The 15,626-nt window shown below is 69.0% G+C and carries 15 protein-coding genes; 2 read left to right on the forward strand and 13 right to left on the reverse strand.

Going from position 1 to position 15,626, the window contains the following annotated elements; genetic code table 11:
• Both flgK and ACFPMG_RS15035 read right to left on the reverse strand, forming a co-directional pair.
• The gene (gene flgK, locus ACFPMG_RS15030; protein ID WP_376995902.1) at positions 1-1,386 is read right to left on the reverse strand and encodes a flagellar hook-associated protein FlgK; all 1,386 of its coding nucleotides are present in this window, start codon (positions 1,384-1,386) and stop codon (positions 1-3) included.
• A 25-nt stretch (positions 1,387-1,411) separates the two neighbouring features.
• Positions 1,412-2,683: a flagellar hook protein FlgE gene (locus ACFPMG_RS15035; RefSeq protein WP_376995903.1), complete on the reverse strand. Its 1,272-nt coding sequence runs from the start codon at positions 2,681-2,683 to the stop codon at positions 1,412-1,414.
• Between the two features lie 311 nt (positions 2,684-2,994).
• Between ACFPMG_RS15035 and ACFPMG_RS15040 the strand changes: the two genes are divergently transcribed.
• Entirely contained in the window at positions 2,995-3,600 is a 606-nt protein-coding gene (locus tag ACFPMG_RS15040) for a cold-shock protein (protein ID WP_376995904.1), read from the forward strand.
• A 74-nt stretch (positions 3,601-3,674) separates the two neighbouring features.
• Here the strand turns inward: ACFPMG_RS15040 and ACFPMG_RS15045 are convergent, their stop codons facing one another.
• Positions 3,675-3,998 carry a hypothetical protein gene (locus tag ACFPMG_RS15045; RefSeq protein ID WP_376995905.1) on the reverse strand — a complete coding sequence of 108 codons (324 nt, stop codon included), beginning with the start codon at positions 3,996-3,998 and terminating at the stop codon, positions 3,675-3,677.
• 129 nt (positions 3,999-4,127) lie between these two features.
• Positions 4,128-5,171, reverse strand: a complete 1,044-nt coding sequence (locus ACFPMG_RS15050; protein WP_376995906.1) for a hypothetical protein — start codon at positions 5,169-5,171, stop codon at positions 4,128-4,130.
• A 204-nt stretch (positions 5,172-5,375) separates the two neighbouring features.
• Here ACFPMG_RS15050 and ACFPMG_RS15055 point away from each other — a divergent pair, with 204 nt between their 5' ends.
• Positions 5,376-5,579 (forward strand): hypothetical protein, encoded by a 204-nt coding sequence (locus tag ACFPMG_RS15055; protein WP_376995907.1) that lies wholly within the window; start codon positions 5,376-5,378, stop codon positions 5,577-5,579.
• A gap of 48 nt (positions 5,580-5,627) precedes the next feature.
• Here the strand turns inward: ACFPMG_RS15055 and ACFPMG_RS15060 are convergent, their stop codons facing one another.
• From ACFPMG_RS15060 to pflA, 9 genes are all read right to left on the reverse strand, one after another.
• Positions 5,628-7,826 (reverse strand): methyl-accepting chemotaxis protein, encoded by a 2,199-nt coding sequence (locus tag ACFPMG_RS15060; RefSeq protein WP_376995908.1) that lies wholly within the window; start codon positions 7,824-7,826, stop codon positions 5,628-5,630.
• Between the two features lie 83 nt (positions 7,827-7,909).
• Positions 7,910-8,587, reverse strand: coding sequence for a YjbE family putative metal transport protein (locus ACFPMG_RS15065; protein ID WP_376995909.1), 678 nt, complete (start codon positions 8,585-8,587; stop codon positions 7,910-7,912).
• Positions 8,588-8,665: 78 nt separating this feature from the next.
• Positions 8,666-9,949 carry a TRAP transporter large permease gene (locus ACFPMG_RS15070; protein WP_137118266.1) on the reverse strand — a complete coding sequence of 428 codons (1,284 nt, stop codon included), beginning with the start codon at positions 9,947-9,949 and terminating at the stop codon, positions 8,666-8,668.
• The gene (locus ACFPMG_RS15075; protein WP_376995910.1) at positions 9,940-10,479 is read right to left on the reverse strand and encodes a TRAP transporter small permease; all 540 of its coding nucleotides are present in this window, start codon (positions 10,477-10,479) and stop codon (positions 9,940-9,942) included. The genes ACFPMG_RS15070 and ACFPMG_RS15075 overlap by 10 nt, the downstream gene beginning before the upstream one ends.
• Positions 10,480-10,543: 64 nt before the next feature.
• Entirely contained in the window at positions 10,544-11,530 is a 987-nt protein-coding gene (locus ACFPMG_RS15080; RefSeq protein WP_376995911.1) for a TRAP transporter substrate-binding protein, read from the reverse strand.
• Positions 11,531-11,973: 443 nt separating this feature from the next.
• Positions 11,974-12,732 (reverse strand): GntR family transcriptional regulator, encoded by a 759-nt coding sequence (locus ACFPMG_RS15085; RefSeq protein ID WP_376995912.1) that lies wholly within the window; start codon positions 12,730-12,732, stop codon positions 11,974-11,976.
• Between the two features lie 73 nt (positions 12,733-12,805).
• Positions 12,806-13,753, reverse strand: coding sequence for a DMT family transporter (locus tag ACFPMG_RS15090; RefSeq protein ID WP_376995914.1), 948 nt, complete (start codon positions 13,751-13,753; stop codon positions 12,806-12,808).
• Positions 13,754-13,901: 148 nt separating this feature from the next.
• Positions 13,902-14,816: a formate/nitrite transporter family protein gene (locus ACFPMG_RS15095; RefSeq protein WP_376995915.1), complete on the reverse strand. Its 915-nt coding sequence runs from the start codon at positions 14,814-14,816 to the stop codon at positions 13,902-13,904.
• Positions 14,817-14,844: 28 nt separating this feature from the next.
• Positions 14,845-15,624: a pyruvate formate-lyase-activating protein gene (gene pflA, locus ACFPMG_RS15100; protein ID WP_376995916.1), complete on the reverse strand. Its 780-nt coding sequence runs from the start codon at positions 15,622-15,624 to the stop codon at positions 14,845-14,847.
• Between the last annotated feature and the right edge of the window lie 2 nt (positions 15,625-15,626).

Raw genomic sequence — 15,626 nt, forward strand, 5'->3', positions numbered from 1 at the left:
TCAGTTCCGGATCTGGAGCAGCGTGTCGAGCATCCGCCCGGCGGCCTGGAGCACCTGGGCGCTGGCGCCGTAGCTCTGCTCGATCAGCAGCAGCTTCTGCATTTCGTCGTCGACGTTCACGCCGTCTCGGTTGAGACGCGCCGATTGCAGCGCGTCGGCGCTGATCTTGCGGGTCTTCATCTCGGACTCGGCGGTGGTGCGGTAGCCCTGCTGGGTGGAGACCAGGCCGGTGGCGTAGTCGCCCAGCGTCGCAGAGGATGGGAGGTCCGGATCGCCGAAGCTGCGGGTGGCGGAGAAGGCGTTGAGAAAGCGGTCGATCTGCGTGGTGTCGCCCGGCGCCAGCGGCGCACCGGCCCGGACGCCGCTCTGCACCTTCCAGGGATTGCTGCGGATGTCGCCGTTGACGGCGATGCGCGAGGCTGGTCCGCCGGTGCCGGCGGCCATGACGAACATGCCGGTCGTTCCGGGTTCGGATTCCGCCGCTTCGAACTGTTGGACGATGCCCGCCGCCAATTCGTCGAGCTGGGCCAGCGCCCGCGGCATGTCCTGGTGGGCGGTCTGGACATAGCCCATGATGCGCCCGCTCTGGATGTCCTGGTCGGGGTTGTCGGAGATGATCTTGCCGCCGGCCACCAGATCGCCACCGACGAGCTGAAGCGGTTGGGCACCCGCCGGCAGCTCGCGGTCGAGAAGCGTCTGGCCGTTGCGGGTCATCACCACAACCTCCCCGCTCTCGCGGGTGTGGGTGCGGATGCCGATCTCGTTCGACACCTGATCGAGCAGCCGGTCGCGCTCGTCCATCAGGTCGCCGGGCTCGGCGCCCTTGGCCTTCTGGGTGGCGATGGCGCTGTTCAGCTCGCCGATGCGGACGAGCGAGCGGTTGACCTCGTCGACCGAGGACTGGAGCCGCGCCTTGGCGTCGTTCTGCACGGTGATGGCCGCGGCGGCGGTGTCGTGCAGGCGGCGCACCAGCGATTCCGCGGAATCGACCACGGCGGTGCGCGCGGCCTCGTTGTCCGCCTGGTTGCGGAGCTGGCTGAAGGACTGCTGGAGCTTCGCCAGCGCGGTGGAGACGGACCGCTCGTCCTGCGGCTGGCCCAGCGCCGTGGCGTAATCGGCCAGCGCCGAGGCGCGGGTTTCCTGCGCGGTGTAGCGGCTCTGCTCGAACCGGGCGTCGCGGATCAGGAACTCGTCCACGCTGCGCAGCACGCCGTCGACGCGCACGCCCTGGCCGCGCCCGCCGCTGATCGCGGTGGAGACGGCCAGATCCTTGCGGACGAAGCCCGCGGTGGTGGCGTTGGTGATGTTGTGCGAGACCAGCGCTGCTTGCTGCTGGGTCGCGCGCAGCCCGGACAGGGCGGCGCTCAGGGCCAGTTGGAGGCTCATGGCGGGCTATCCCCTTTCCCGTCCGTCAGCGCTTCAGACGGGTGGTCTCGTCCACCATCTCGTCGGCGGTGCGCACCAGCGTGGCGTTGGAGGAGTAGGCGCGCTGCGTCTCGATCAGCGACACCAGCTCCTCCGCGATGTCGACGTTCGACTGCTCCAGCGCGTAGCCGGCGACCGAGCCCACGGTGCCGCTGTTGCCGTTGCTCAGCGTCATCGTGCCGCTGTCGATGCCCAGCGTGTAGGTGTTGCCGTCCTGGGGGACCAGCCCGCCGGGGTTGACCACGTCGGCGACCGGCACCTGATAGAGCGGCTGGCGGGCGCCGTTGTCGTAGACGGCCCACAGCGTGCCCGCCTTGTCGACGTCCACGGTGCTGACGCGGCCGGCGCGGGCGCCGTCGCCCATGAACTGCGGCACGTAATCGCCGTTGAGCTGCGTCAGGGAGCCGAGGTTGAGGGAGATCGTGTCGGCGGTCGGGGAGGCTGGAGAGGTCAGGGTGATGGACGGCAGCGCGCCGATGGGGAGGCCGGCTGATCCCGTGCCCGTCGCTGCGAAGTCGACGTAGACCGGATCCGCACCGGGGTCCGGATCGTAGGTCACCGTATAGCCTGGAGGAGCGTTCACGCTCACCGCCCACCTCTGGTCGGTCGGGGTGCTTCCCGGATCGGTCACCTTCGTCCAGGTCACCGTGACGTCGCGCGGAGTGCCGATGCCGTCATAGAGAGAGGTCGAGGTGCTGAAGCTGGTTCCGGAGGCTGCCTGGGCCGGCAGGTTGCCGGCGAAGCTCATCTGCGTCGTCTTGCTGCCGCCGTAGGCCAGCCCGGCGATGGAGACGGCGCTCAGCCCGTCGAAGCTGCTGCGGTTCACCGCGGGCAGGCTGCCGTCCGGTCCCAGCTTCCAGGCCTGGAGATACTGGCCGGCGCTGTTGCGCAGGAAGCCCTGGTCATCGGGCAGGAAGCTGCCGGCGCGGGTCAGCGCGTAGCCGGGCGAGGTTCCGGTGGTGCCCGCGTTGTCGGCGACGACGAAGAAGCCGCGGCCCTCGATGGCCATGTCGGTGGCCGACTGGGTGCCCTGGATGGTCCCGTCCTTCAGCACCTGATAATGCACGTTGGAGCGCACGCCGCCAGCGGCGTAGTTGCTCGTCGAGCCGGAGGAGGTCATCAGCGTCGAGAAGTCGACCGCGGAACGCTTGTAGCCGATGGTGGCGGAGTTGCTGATGTTGTCCGAAATGGCGGCCATCCGCGAGCTTTGCGCGGACATCCCGCTCACACCGGACCGCATGGCGCTGAACAGGCTCATCGGGAGATCCTCATCTCAAATCGGTTGGGCCGGAAGCGAGCCACGGGATTCTCCGCGATGGACTTCGGAAGGGAGAGTACAGGGCGGCTTTTAAAGCGGATTTAAAGAGCGTGTTCAGGCGTTTACTTAAAATTTTCCGCTCTTTTTGTTGGCTGCCCGTCGGGCCGGCGGCTGGGCGCGCCTCTCTTTCCGAAAGGAGAGGGGTGGAACCGAAATGCGATTGCGGGGGCGGCGAACGGATGCCGCATTGCGCGGATCGACAAATCCGGTCACTGTTGGACCGGTTGTCCTCCATGCATCGAGTGTCCAGAGTGAGCGAAGAGCAAAAGCAGCAGGTTACGGCGGTCGTCAAATGGTACAAGGCCGACAAGGGCTTCGGCTTCGTCCGCTTCGCCGACGGAAGCGGTGAGGCGTTTCTGCATTCCCGGGTTCTCGCCTCGCTGGGCGAGGTGTCGCTGACCGAAGGCACCGGCCTCGTCTGCGACATCGCCGAAACCCCGAAGGGGCCGCAGGTCGTGGCCATCCATTCCATCACCCCCGCCGACCCGGCAGAGGTCAAGCCGGCCCGCGCGCCGAAGCAGCGCCGGCAGCGCCAGCTGGAGGCCGGCGATCCCCAGGCGCCCCGCCCCGCCCCGGCCGCCATCCGCGAGCCCAAGCCGCGGCGCGAGCGGTCGGCGCCGGCCCTGATGCCGGTGCCAACGGGTGAAATGATTTACGGGACCGTGCGCTGGTACAATCTGGACAGCCAGTCCGGCCTGATCGACCCGTGGGACGACGAGACGGGCATCGGCGTCTATTTCGACCGGGCGATCCTGCGCCAGTCCGGGCTGGAGGTGGTGGCCGACGGCGAGGACGTGCGTTTCGTCGCCGTGCCGGGCGACGGCGGCCCGACCGCGCTGCGTGTCGAACTGGTGTGAGCCAACGGCATTCAGGCGCCGCGGGGTTTCCGCCCGGCGGCGCCTGAATCAGATCGAGACCCTGGCTGTTGCCCTCAGCGGGGGGTGAAGGATCGCGAGGGGCGGCGCTCGACGACCACCGGCGGACGCTGGTCCATGCCGCCGGAAGGGCGTGACGGGTAGTGGCCGCGGGATTCGGAGGAGTCCATCCGCCCGGCGGCCTCGCGCACCTCGAAGATGCGGCGTTCGACCGGCAGGCTCTCCGCCAGGACGATGACGGTGTTGAGCGAGATCCGGTCGATCGCCGGCTCCATCCGGTCGGCGCGCAGCCGGCCCGCCTGCACATGTTCCTCCACCTCGGCTTCCGAGCACTTCAGCCAGGCCGCCGCCTCGGCGATGGAGAGTGACTGGTCGCGCATCGAAGAAGCTCCAAGACTGGGGTGGGGACAGGAAACCGGCTTGCCAATAGGGGTGTACCCGATTTCCGCGCCGAACAACAGGGTGGCGAAGGGGCGTCCCGCCACAAGACGCCCGGGAACCACCTCTTTTTACTCCTTGGTGACGGTCCGGCAGCGCTGCTGGAGAAGGGAGACGGCCTGGGCGGCCTCGTCGCCCTGCAGCGTGAAGGCCCGCTCGTCCAGCAGACGCCCGTCGGCGTTGAAGGCGCGGACGAACAGCCCGTGTGCGGTGCTGGTGACCACTGCGTCCACCACGGCGTCCGCCGTCTCGTCGCTCGCCACGTCGATGAAGGAGGCGAGTTCCGCCAGTTCCCCGCCGTCGGTCCAATCGGCCTCGGCGATCAGGTCCAGCAGGTCGTTCAGCCCGCCGGCCGGCTCGCAGCGCTGGACGCGCGGGTCGGCGCCCTGGATGGCCGCCGTGAAGCGGGCCAGCGCCTCGCGGATGCGGGTCTCCTCCGCGGGGTCGAGTTCGGGTTCGCCGTCCTCGCCGACGCGGGCCAGCCCCAGGAAATCGGGAACCGCGTCCTCGCCGGCGGCCTCGACGGCTTCCGCCTCCTCCTCGATCAGGCCGACGACGCCGACCAGCCGGGTGCCGGCGTCCGCCGGATCGGCCAGCAGGTCGGCCTCGCGGACGAAGCGCAGCGCCGCGTCGGTCGAGTCCAGCATGCGCAGCAGCAGGGTGCGGCGGTCGGCGGCCTCCAGATAGACCAGCGCTTCCGGCTCCAGCCAGACCGGCAGCAGGCGCGTGTCGGCGGCGGTCTCCAGCAGACCGGTGGAATCCAGCGCCTCTTCGATGGTTTCCACGGCGGGCGGCTGCGACAGATCGCCGGAGACCTCCACCGCCAGCCAGAAGAGGGTGGCGATCATGTCGTCGCCCTGGGCATCGGTGCGGCGGACGGATTCGGCGATGGTCTCCACCTCGTCGAGGAATTCCGGTTGCTCCTCCTCGCGCAGCTTGTCCAGCGCGGCTTCCAGCACCGCCTGACGGCCGGCGTCCAGCGTCTCGTCGAGCAGTTCGTCGAAGCGGCGGTCGCTGTTGCGCCAATAGCGGACCAGGCGCTCCGCCGGCGTGCCTGTGAAGGTTCCGGAGGCCGGCTTGCCCGCGCCGTTCCGCCCGTTGCCTGTCTTTGCCATGCTGCCTCTCCTGACTGGTCCGCCGGCGCTGTCGGGCGCGGGGGTGACGATACGGGCAGTGACCGTAGTGGCCGAAGGGCGCGCTGGCAAGCCGCCTGTCAAGCCGCCTGTCAAGCCGTTGCCTTGCGCTTTCAGGGCACTCGACAGCGGCGGCCGTCCTGCGGCAGGCTGGAGCCCGCAATCAAAAGCCGGAGGGCAGGGCCCGTGACGACGCGCGATGAGACCGAGGTCCTGCTGGCGGAGCTTCGCAAAGGCTTCGGGGTGGCCTCGAACAGTGAGCTTCTGCACCTGCTCGCCGCGCTGGGGCGGGTCGTCCTGGATGAATCCAGCCGCGACGAGCGTGGCCGCCGCGTGCTGAAGATCATCGGCAAGGGCGGGCGCGAACGCCAGATCGTGATCTCGGAGTAAGGGAGAAGCGCCCTTCCCCGCGCACCGCCGCGGGGAAGGGCATTCCCGTCAGCTCGCGCGGACGCGCTGGAGGAAGCCGGACAGCTCGCGGTTGAGCGCGTTGGCGCCGTCGGCGAGGTCGTGGGCCTTGTCGAGGAGGGTGCGGGCGGCGGTGCCGCTGCGGTCGGCGGCGGCGTTGACCCCGGCGATGGTCTGCGTCACCTCGGTGGTGCCCAGCGCCGCCTGATGGACGTTGCGGGCGATCTCCTTGGTGGCAGCGCTCTGCTGCTCCACCGCCGCGGCAACGGTGGCGCCGATGGTGCCGACGCGGGTGACCACTTGGACGACCGCCTGGATCTCGTGCACGGCCTCGCCGGTCGCGCTCTGGATGCCCGCGGCCTGGGCGGCGATCTCGCCGGTGGCTCGGGCGGTCTGGGCGGCCAGCGCCTTCACCTCGTTGGCGACGACGGCGAAGCCCTTGCCGGCTTCCCCGGCGCGGGCCGCCTCGATGGTGGCGTTGAGCGCCAGCAGGTTGGTCTGGCTGGCGATGTCGTTGATGAGATCGACGACGCGCCCGATGCTCTGCACGGAGTCCGCCAAGCCGCCGATCTGCCCGTTGGCGCGCTCGGCCAGAGTCATCGCCTCGCGGACGATGTTGGTGGACTCGGTGATCTGGCGGGTGATCTCCTCGATGGAGCTGGTGAGCTGCTCCGACGCGGCGGCGACCGTCTCCACGTTGGCCGAGGTCTGCTCGGTCGCGGCGGCGACGCTGGTGGCGAGGCGGTTGGTCTCCTCCGCCGTGGCCGACATGCTGCGGGCGCTTTCCTCCATCTCGGTGGATTCCGCCACGAAGCGGCTGACCACGCTGCCGACGGCCCCCTCGAAGCTGCTGGCGATCTCCTCCAGGGAGCGCTTGCGGTCCTCCTCGGCGCGGCGGGCGGATTCGATCTGCTCGGCCTCCAGCCGGCGCTTGGCGAGGGCGTTCTCGCGGAAGACCTCCACCGTGCGGGCCATGGCGGAGATTTCGTCGCGGCCGCCGGCGGGAACCGTCACGTCGAGGTCGCCGGCGGCGATGCGCTCCATCCCGCCCTGAAGGGTGAGCAGGCGGCGCACCACCATGCGGCGCACGAAGACCAGGACGACCAGCGCCGACAGCAGCAGGCTCACCACGCCGACCCCGATCTGAAGGATCGTGCCGTTGGACAGGGCCTTCTCGCTGTCCTCGGCGGCGGTGGTGATGGCGCCCTCCTGCGTGTGCACGAGGTTCACGACCGCCATGGACAGCGTTTCGGACAGGCTCAGATTGTTGGTCAGCAGGTCCCGCTGCGCCTTCAGGATCTCCAGCTCGGCCAGACGGGTGGGAATCAGCCCGTTCGGCTCGATCGAAAGGGTTTCGATCGCCTTCAGCGGTTCGGCCATCGCCTCCCGCGAGGCCTCGGGCAGCTGTCCGGAGTTGGCGGCCATCGTGGTTACGAGGATGCGCGTCTGCGCCTCGATGATCGACAGGCGGTTTTCATCGAAGCTGGCGGCGGCTTCGGTCAGCAGGCCGCGGACGGTGGTGGCGCCGTCGTCGATGCCGCGGACGATGGCGAGCTGCTCCTCGGTCTGGAGATACTCCTCGCCGGCCTTCAGCCGCTCCTCCGCCGGGCGGGTGTCATCCCGGAAGGCGGCGCGCTGCATGTCCACTCCGCTGCCGTGGATCGATTTCCAGGGCGCCACGAGTTGCGACAGGCGCCGCGTGGCGGTGACCACCTGCTCCAGGAGTTCGGAGCGGCGGTCGCTCAGCCCGATCCGCTTGTCCGCGGCTTGGTCGAGCAGCGTGACGTTGGCGAGCAGGGCCTGGGCGGCGCTGCTGGCGGCGGCGGTTTCGGACGGACGACCGGCGTGGGACGCGGCGTTGGCGCTGTTCTGCTCCAGGTCGGCCAGATCGCGCAATTCGCGTTCGAAGTCGTGCCGTTCCATGGCGATGCGCGCCGCCAGGTCCGCCTTCTCCTCCTTGCTGGTGACGGAGCGGAAGGCCGGGGCCAGCGCGTCGATGCGGCCCGCGTGCTGGGCCGCCCGCAGAGCGCCAAGCGCGGACGGCACGGCCTCCGCGGTGATGACCTGCAGCGTCCGGCCGAAGCCGGCGTATCCGGTCAGCGCCACCCCGATGGCGACGAGCGTGCAGCACACCACGGCGCCGACACCGGTGAACAGGCGCCCCTGAACGCCCCCCAGCCGGCTTGGGCGCACCGCCTTATCCTGGGCAATTTCTAACGGTTTGGACATGTCATCTCTTCCCCAACGGCGGTCTTGCTTCTCGTTGGCGCCGCCGCACGCCGTCCGCGGCAGGCCTTATCCCTGTCTTCCCGTCAGCCGAGCCAGGCCGTGTGGGCCAGAACCTCGTTCGAGCCCCGCCAGACCATGTCGAGCGCAACATAAGTGATGATCGCAAGACCGATCCAACCAATCCAGCGATGTTTGTGCAGAACACGTGCAATTACGTTCGCGGCGGCGCCCATCAACGCCACCGAGAGCAGCAGGCCGAGCACGAGCACGGTCGGATGCTCCTTGGCAGCACCGGCCACCGCCAGCACATTGTCAAGCGACATCGACACGTCGGCCACCACGATCTGCCAGACGGCGGCGCCGACGGTCGCGGCGCCCGCGGCGGCGACGGCCGTGTTGTTGGCGATGGAGGCCGTTCCGGGCAGGACGTCGGGGGCATCCAGTGCCTCGTCGGGCGTCACTTCGTCAGCCCCGCCGGAGCGCAGCTCGCGGAACATCTTCCAGCAGACCCAGAGCAGGAGCACGCCGCCGGCCAGCGTCAGCCCGATGATGGCAAGAAGCTGCGTGGTCATCAGCGCGAAGATGATGCGCAGCACGATGGCGGCGCTGATGCCCCACAGGATGACCCGGCGCCGCTGCTCCGCGGGGACGGCGGCGGCGGCCATGCCGACCACGATGGCGTTGTCGCCGGCCAGAACGAGGTCGATGGCGACCACCTGCCCGAAAGCGACGAGTTGCGGCCAGAGTTCGGCGGTCATCATGATTCGTCTCCATTGCAGCGGGGCGCCCGGTGATCGGAGCGCCCCGCGATGTCCTGTGTGTGCGGTTGCGGCGCCCGGTCAGCGCATGAGCATGTGCGGGAGCCAGAGGGAGAAGGTGGGAACGTAGGTGACGAGGAGGAGGGTGACGAAGAGGGCGCCGTAGAAGGGGGTGATGGAGCGCATGACCTGGCCGACCGACACCTCGCCGATGGCGCAGCCGATGAACTGGGTGGTGCCGACCGGCGGCGTGTTGAGGCCGAGCGCGCAGTTGATCAGCATGACGATGCCGAACTGCACCGGGTCCATGCCGTACTGCATGGCGATGGGCAGGAAGATCGGCGTGCAGATCAGGATCGTGCTCGCCATGTCCATGAAGGTGCCGAGCAGGAACAGGATGATGTTGATCAGCAGGAAGATGACCAGCGGGTTGGTCGAGATGCCGGCCATCAGCTCGCCGGTGATCTCGGCCACCTGATAGAGGCCCATGATGTACTGGAACATCGTCGAGACGCCGATCAGCAGCAGGACCACGCCGGTGGTCTTGACCGTCTTGGCGGCGGCGGCCAGGAAGTGGTCCCAGGTCAGCGTGCGGTAGACGAAGGTGGTGAGCAGCAGCGCGTAGATCACCGCGATGGAGGCGGACTCGGTGGCGGTGAAGACACCCGAGGTGATGCCGGCCAGGATGATCACGACGATGAGCAGGCCGGGGGCCGCGGCGGCGAAGGAGCGGCCCAGGATGGACCAGCCGGGGAAGGTGCCGGCGGGGTAGCCGCGCTTGACCGCGACGTAGTAGGCGGCCCCCAGGTTGCAGACCATCAGCAGCAGGGCGGGGACGATGCCCGCGGCGATCAGCGCGCCGATGGAGGCTTTGCCGCCGGCGGCCAGCGCGTAGATGATCATGTTGTGGCTGGTCGGCATCAGCGCGCCGACCAGGGCGGCGTGGGTGGTGACGTTGACGGCGTAGTCGGCGTGGTAGCCCTCGCGCTTCATCATCGGGATCATCACCGCACCCATGGCCGAGACGTCGGCGACGGGGGAGCCGGCGACGCCGCCGAACAGCGTGCAGGCGACGACGTTGGACATGCCGAGGCCGCCGCGGATGTGGCCGACCATGTTCTTGGCGGTGGCGACGATCTTGTCGGCGACGCCGCCGTGGAGCATCAACTCGCCGGAGAAGACGAAGAAGGGGATGGCGAGGAAGGAGAAGACGTTCATGCCGGACATCATCTGCTGGAAGATGACGGCGACGGGGAGGCCCTCGTAGAGGATGGTGCAGAGCGCCGACAGGCCGATGGCGAAGGCGACCGGGATGCCGAGGACGAGGAAGCCGAAGAAGCTGATGGAAAGGATGGTCAGTTCCATGATGGTGCGACCTCCTCGCCGCGGATGATGGCGACGACGTGTTCGATGGCGAAGAGCACGATCAGGACGCCGGAGAGCACGAGCGGGATGTAGCGGACGGCTTCGGAGACGTGCAGGTTGGGGATGTAGTAGGCGGCGACGGAATTGCCGAGGACCCAGCCGTTGTAGGCCATGCAGGCGCCGAAGACGCCGACGAGGGCGTAGATGACGATCTCGACCTTGCGGCGGATGGCGTCGGGCAGCATGACGAGGAAGGATTCCAGGCCGATGTGTCCGGCGTCGCGGACCCCGACGGCGGCGCCGATGAGGGTGACGTAGAGGACCAGCACGATGGCCAGGCTTTCCGCCCAGGTCGGCGAGTCGTTCAGCACGTAGCGGCCGAAGACCTGATAGAACACCACACCGACGATGGCCATCAGGCCGACCATCGCCACGCACATCCCCGACCGCGCCAGCCGCGCGTTCACCCGCGTCAACAAGCGCGGGGCGGCGAGGGGGCGGACCTCTTCCAATTCAAGTTCGATGCTCATGATGCCGTCCTTCCCGCGGGGGTGCGGCGCCGGCCGGACTTGGCCGGCGTCGCGACCGCGTGCCTTACTTCGTGTCCTGGATGCGTTGGACGAGGCCCTGCAGCTTCGGTGTGTTCGCGAACTTGGCGAAGACGGGCTTCATCGCATCGATGAATTCCTGCTTGTTCTTCACGTCGCTGATCTGGGAACCGGCCTTCTCGACGATGGCGCGGGAGGCCTCCTCACGCTCCGTCCACAGCTTGCGCATGTAGGGGACGGAGTCCTTGGCGGCCTTGCGGATGGCGGCCTGGTCGTCCTTCGACAGGCGATCCCAGGTGACCTTGGAGAAAACCAGCACCTCCGGCGCCATCGCGTGCTCGGTGCGGGTGAAGTACTTGGCGGCCTCGAAGTGGCGCGAGGATTCATAGGACGGGTAGTTGTTCTCCGCCGCGTCGACGATGCCGGTCTTCAGGCCGGTGTAGACCTCGCCCATCGGCATCGGCGTCGGGTTGGCGCCCAGCGCCTCGATCATCGACACGAACAGGTCCGACTGCTGGACGCGGATCTTCATGCCCTTCAGGTCGGCCAGCGACGACACCGGCTTCTTGGAATAGAGCGAGCGCGAGCCGCTGTCGTAGAAGGCCAGACCGACCAGCCCCTGGCTTTCCATGGCGGCGAGGATCTCGTCGCCGATCGGGCCGTCCAGAACGGCGTGCATGTGGTCGGTGTCGCGGAAGATGAAGGGCAGGGCGACGACCATCGTCTCCGGCACCACGTTGTTCAGCGGCGCGACGTTGATGCGCATCATGTCGAGGCCGCCGATCTTGATCTGCTCGATCGTGTCGCGCTCGTTGCCCAGCGCGCCGTTCGGGTAGACCTTCACGCCGAGCTTGCCGTTGCTGCGTTCGCTCAGCAGCTTGCCCATGTATTTGACCGCCTCGACGGTCGGGTAGTCGCCGGGGTGGATGTCGGCCGACCGGAAGTCGCGGGCCGAGACCGGGGCGGCGAGCAGCGCGCCCGCGGCGCAGGCGGCCAGCAGCGCCATGCCGAGGCGGCGGAAAGTGTTCTTCATGGACCGTACTCCTGCCTTAGGAGAAGTGCCTGTTGGAGCGGAGGCGGGGTGTCGGCCCGCCGAAAATGGACAAACGAATAGGTCCAGCGTTCGGAAGAAGCCCCGGCTGTTCGGCTGCGCGCTTCGAATAACAGCGCTGCGAAGGCGGGGGCAAAAAATAATCCCGAAGGGGATGAGGGCGCAAAATCCCGGCGCCATCGGCGCGTGCCGACGGGGGTGAAGCTGGGCGGTTCTTGTCCTTTGTTCCGAAGCGCCCGCGGCGTTCTTCCGCGCGGCTGCCCTGGTGTTGTCCGGTGAGCGGGCGGCGTCGGTTGTTCACGTCCATGCCACATCCCGCTGCGCTAGTTATATTAATATATCAGCTTTCGAGGCAAGCACAAAACGGAGGCCGGAAAGCGTGACGCCAAAATGTCGCAAGCCCGGTGGGGACTAAAGGTTGGGGACTAAAGCCGGGGCGGGGTTTGACGTCCCGCGGCGGTGGGCGCGTCGGTGAAATAAAGCGGTGCGGCGGCGCGCAAATCGTCGATGGCCAAGCGCAATCCGTCGAGATGGGCACCGAGCGCCTCGACGCTGGCTTCGCGGTCGTGGGCGGCAATGGCCTCCACGATGGCGTCGTGCTCGGCGATCACTTTCGCCATCTGGCCGGGGACGGGCAGGGTCAGGCGCCGGCAGCGGTCGACCTGCACCTTCACCTGTTCCACCAGCGCCCAGAAGCCGGGGAATCCGGCAATGTCGGCGAGCAGGGCGTGGAAGCTCTCGTCGGCCTCGTGGAAGCCGTCGCGGTCGCAGGCGGCGCAGAGGTCGCGTTGCTCCTCCAGCGCCGCGCGCAGCTGCGCGATGTCGCCGGGGGTGGCGCGGATGGCGGCCATCCGCACGGTAGCCTCCTCCAGCGCCTTGCGGATCACCCCGGCCTCGGGCAGGGCGGCGACCGGGATCAGGGACACATAGGTGCCCGACTGCGGGAAGACGTCGATCAGCCCCTCGTCGGCCAGCCGCAGCACCGCCTCGTGCACGGGGGTGCGGCTGACGCCGTAGGCCGCGGCGATGCGGGCCTCGGCGATGGGTTCGCCGGGTCGTCGGCGCATCCCCAGAATGTCGTTCCGCAGGTCGCGGTAGATGGGAGAGGCGGAGCGCGGCGCGGGCCGGACCGTGGCGAGCCGGCGCTGCCGCGGCGGGGCGGCGGTGAGTGTGTCCGATGGCATGAGCCACCTCGTCAGACGGGCGGGTCGCGCGGGCGTGGGCCGGCGCCCCGGTGAACGTGTAAAAGCTAATATATTAGTGTTTGCGCCCGGTGCTGAGTGGCAAAGTGTGGGACACCCCGGGCGAAGTGTCGCACGTCTCCGTTCCGGCCCGGCGGCGCGTCTCGCGGATCAGGATCAGCAGGCCGCTGGCGATGACGATGGCGGCCCCGGCCAGCACGTGGGTTCCCGGCCAGTCGCCCCAGAACAGCCAGCCGAACAGGCAGGCCCAGAGGATTCCGGCGTAGTTGAAGGGGCTGATGACCGCCGCCGGGGCCAGGGCGTAGGCGCGGGTGGCGAAATACTGCGCGCCGCCGCCGACCAGCCCCATCGCCGCCATCAGCGCGAAGCCCTCCGCCGTCGGCATCGTCCAGACGAAGGGCAGGGCGACGGCGCTGAGCAGCGTGGAGAAGGCGGTGAAGTAGAAGACGGTGGTGACCGGCGCCTCCGTCCGCCCCAGCTGCCGCATCGCCATCATGGCGAAGGCGTAGGCGACGGCGGCGCTCAGCCCGACCAGCGCGCCGGTGTTCAGCATGCCGCTTCCCGGCTGCACGATGACCAGGACCCCGGCGAAGCCCACCGCCACCGCCCCCCAGCGGTAGGGGCCGACCCGCTCCCCCAGCACCGGCACGGACAGCGCGGTCAGGAACAGCGGGGCGGAGAAGGACAGCGCCACCGCGTCGGCCATCGGCATCAGGTGGTAGGACAGGAACAGCAGCACCATCGAGGTCAGGCCGATCGCTGCCCGCCAGAAATGGCCGCCGAGATGCTCCGTCCGCAGGCTGCGCCAGCCGCCGGCGCGGGCCAGCATGGCGGCGGCGGGCAGCAGGGCGAAGGCGTTGCGGAAGAAGGTCACCTCGGCCAGCGGGTAGTCCGCAGCGAGATGCTTCGCCAGCGCGTTCAGCACCGCGTAGAGGAACACCGCCAGCAGCATGGAGACGATGCCGCTGCGCGCTTGGAGATGGGTGGGGATGGGCTGGGCCATGGGTGCCCCGGGGGTGGTTCGTTGGTGAGACCTTGCCCCCACCCCGACCCTCCCCCGCTGACGCAGGGGAGGGAGTTTGTCGCGAAGCGGCGGCAGTCCCCTCCCCTGCGAAGCGGGGGAGGGTTAGGGTGGGGGCAAACAACGCCGCTCAATGCGCCGTGCGGCGGCTCGGGCGGCGGTAGATGAACCAGTAGACGGCGCCGACCAGCACCGCGCCGCCGAACCAGTTGCCCAGCGTCACCGCGGCGAGGTTCAGCAGGAACTGCCCGACCGGGATCACCGGCGCGGCGCGGCCCAGGTCGGCCCAGAAGGAGGCCGGGGCGCCCCATTCGATCAGCAGGCCCAGCGGCACGAAATACATGTTGGCGACGCAGTGCTCGAAGCCTGCGGCGACGAAGGCGCTGACCGGGAAGACGATCGCCATGATCTTGTCGGTCACGCTGCGCGCGCCGAGCGCCAGCCACACCGCCAGACAGACCAGCACGTTGCACAGGATGCCCAGGAAGAAGGCCTGTCCGGCGGGCAGCCCGGCCTTGGCCGTGGCGAAGTAGAGCGCCGAGGCGCCCACCGCCCCGTGGCCGAAGGCGTACTGCCCGGACAGGAAGACCAGCAGCGCCGTGCCGGCGGCGCCGACGAAGTTGCCGATCCACACCGTCGTCCAGACCTGGAGCATCCGCCCGGTCTTCACCCGCCCGCTGGCCCAGGCCATGACCATCAGCGCGTCGCCCGTGAACAGCTGGGCGCCGCCGACGATGACCAGGATCAGCCCCAGCGAGAAGACCAGCCCGCCGAGCAGCCGGGTCACCCCGTAGGGCAGCATGCCCTCCGCCCCCGACATGGCGACGGTGGCGAACAGGCCGCCCAGCGCGATGAAGGCGCCGGCCAGGACGGCCAGGGCGAACAGCGTCGCACCGTCGTAGTTGGCCTTCTTGACGCCCAGATTCTCCGCCGCGAGCGCGATGGCGTCGGGCATCAGCGCGTCGAGGGAGGACGCGGGCGGGGCGGCAGGGGAGGCGACTGGGGAGGCATGCGCAGGAGCCTCCGGAAGGGAATGCGTGTCCATAAAGATGCTCCTCGTCTCGTACGGCGTCTCACACGGCCTTCAGGCCCTGCGTCCGGAAGATGCCGCGCACCCGCTCGGTCAGCTCCGGCGGGGGAGGTTCGGTGGTGGCCAGCGCGTAGGGCAGGCCGAGCTGCTTCCACTTGAACTCGCCCATCTTGTGGAAGGGCAGGACGTCCACCCGCTCCACCACCTCCAGGCCGGCGGCGAATTCCGCCAACCCCTCGATCTCGTCGAGATGGTCGGTCAGGCCGGGAACCAGCACGTAGCGCAGCCAGATCGGCTTGCGCAGCACCGACAGCCGCTCGGCGAACTCCAGGGTCGGGCGCAGCGGCACGCCGGTGACGGCGCGGTAGGTGGCTTCCTTGAACGCCTTGATGTCCAGCAGCACCAGATCGACGTCGGCCAACAGATGGTCGTCGGCGTGGCCGCCGAGGAAGCCCGAGGTGTCGAGCGCGGTGTGGAGGCCGAGCTGCTTGGCGCCGCGGTAGATGGCCGCGCAGAATTCCGGCTGGACCAGCGGCTCGCCGCCGCTGATGGTCAGGCCGCCATGGGCGCGGTGCAGGAAATCGGCGTAGGTGGCGATGTCGGCCAGCACGTCGGAGGACTGGGCCGGCGACCCTTCGTGCATGTGGCGGGTGTCGGGGTTGTGGCAGTACTGGCAGCGCAGCGGGCATCCGGCCAGGAACAGGACGTAGCGCAAACCCGGCCCATCGACCGTGCCGCCCGTCTCCACCGAATGGACCCAGCCGCGGACCGATGCGCCCGTCCCGGCGGCGTGCGCGGGTTGGGGGGTAATCGGGCTGAGCATGA

It is taken from the genome of Azospirillum himalayense (genome assembly GCF_042657465.1).
Lineage (GTDB): Bacteria > Pseudomonadota > Alphaproteobacteria > Azospirillales > Azospirillaceae > Azospirillum > Azospirillum himalayense.